This window comes from Streptomyces sp. P5F9 (assembly GCF_057961495.1).
In genome coordinates, this window is sequence record NZ_JBXVPZ010000933.1 from 1 (window position 1) to 1,288 (window position 1,288).

Sequence of the window (1,288 nt, forward strand, 5' to 3'; positions counted from 1 at the left end):
TGTTTCATAGTGTTTCGGTGGTCATAGCGTGAGGGAAACGCCCGGTTACATTCCGAACCCGGAAGCTAAGCCTTACAGCGCCGATGGTACTGCAGGGGGGACCCTGTGGGAGAGTAGGACGCCGCCGAACAAATATTGCGAAAACCCCTGTACCGTTTATTCGGTACAGGGGTTTTCTGCGTTTAAGGGGTTCTGAATTCTGTAAAGGGCTCTGCTTTTTCAAGCAGGGCCCCGTCGTATTACAGACGGCCCGCACTCTTGAGAGCCAGATAGGCGTCCGCCAATGCCGGTGCGAGATCGTCCGGTGTCGCGTCGACGATGGTGACGCCGGCTCGGCGGAGTTTTTCCGCGGTGCGGTCTCGTTCGCTCTGTGCACGTGCCGCAGCTGCCGCCTCGTAGACCGCCTCCGTGTTTCCGCGGGCCGTGGCCATGCGGGCGATGTGGGGGTCTGCCACGGATGCCACCAGAACCGTATGGCGCTGGGTGAGTTGGGCGAGGACGGGGAGCAGGCCCTCTTCGACCGGGGCCGTGTCGAGGCTGGTCAGCAGGACGATCAGGGAGCGGCGGGGTGCCGTACGGATCGCGGTGGCTGCGAGGCCTCGGGCGTCTGTTTCGACGAGTTCCGGTTCGAGGGTCGCCATCGCGTTGACCAGGGACGGGAGTACGTCGCGTGCCGTGCGGCCCTGGACGAGGGCGCGGACCCGGCGGTCGTAGGCGAGCAGGTCTACGCGGTCGCCGGCGCGGGATGCCAGGGCTGCGAGGAGCAGGGCGGCGTCCATGGAGGCGTCGAGACGGGGGACGTCACCGACGCGGCCCGCCGAGGTGCGGCCGGTGTCGAGGACGAGAAGGATGTGGCGGTCGCGTTCGGGGCGCCAGGTGCGTACCGCGACCGTGGTCTGGCGGGCGGTGGCGCGCCAGTCGATGGAGCGGGTGTCGTCGCCGGGGACGTATTCGCGCAGGCTGTCGAATTCCGTGCCTTCGCCGCGGGTCAGGACGCTGGTGCGGCCGTCGAGTTCGCGCAGGCGGGCGAGTTTCGACGGGAGGTGCTTGCGGCTGGTGAACGGGGGCAGGACGCGGACCGCCCAGGGGACCGCGTGGGTGCCTTGGCGGGTGAGGAGGCCGAGGGGGCCGTAGGAACGGATCGTCACTCGGTCTGCGTGGCGGTCGCCGCGGCGGGTGGGGCGTAGGCGAGTGGTGAGGCGGCGGCGCTCGCCGGGTGGGATGGTCAGGCGGTGGCGGGATGCGGCGAATTCCGTGCCGGTGAGCCAGCTGCTGGGGGGCCAGGCAT

Annotated in this window: 1 protein-coding gene and 1 rRNA gene; one reads left to right on the plus strand and one right to left on the minus strand. The window is 68.5% G+C overall.

What is annotated here, in order from left to right; translation table 11 throughout:
- Positions 1-13 precede the first annotated feature (13 nt).
- Positions 14-130: ribosomal RNA gene (gene rrf / locus AC31A1_RS51590) — 5S ribosomal RNA — on the plus strand.
- Positions 131-239: 109 nt separating this feature from the next.
- Here the strand turns inward: rrf and AC31A1_RS51595 are convergent.
- Positions 240-1,288, minus strand: a 1,049-nt coding sequence (locus AC31A1_RS51595; RefSeq protein ID WP_489659940.1) for a DUF58 domain-containing protein, incomplete at its 5' end; no start/stop codon positions are given.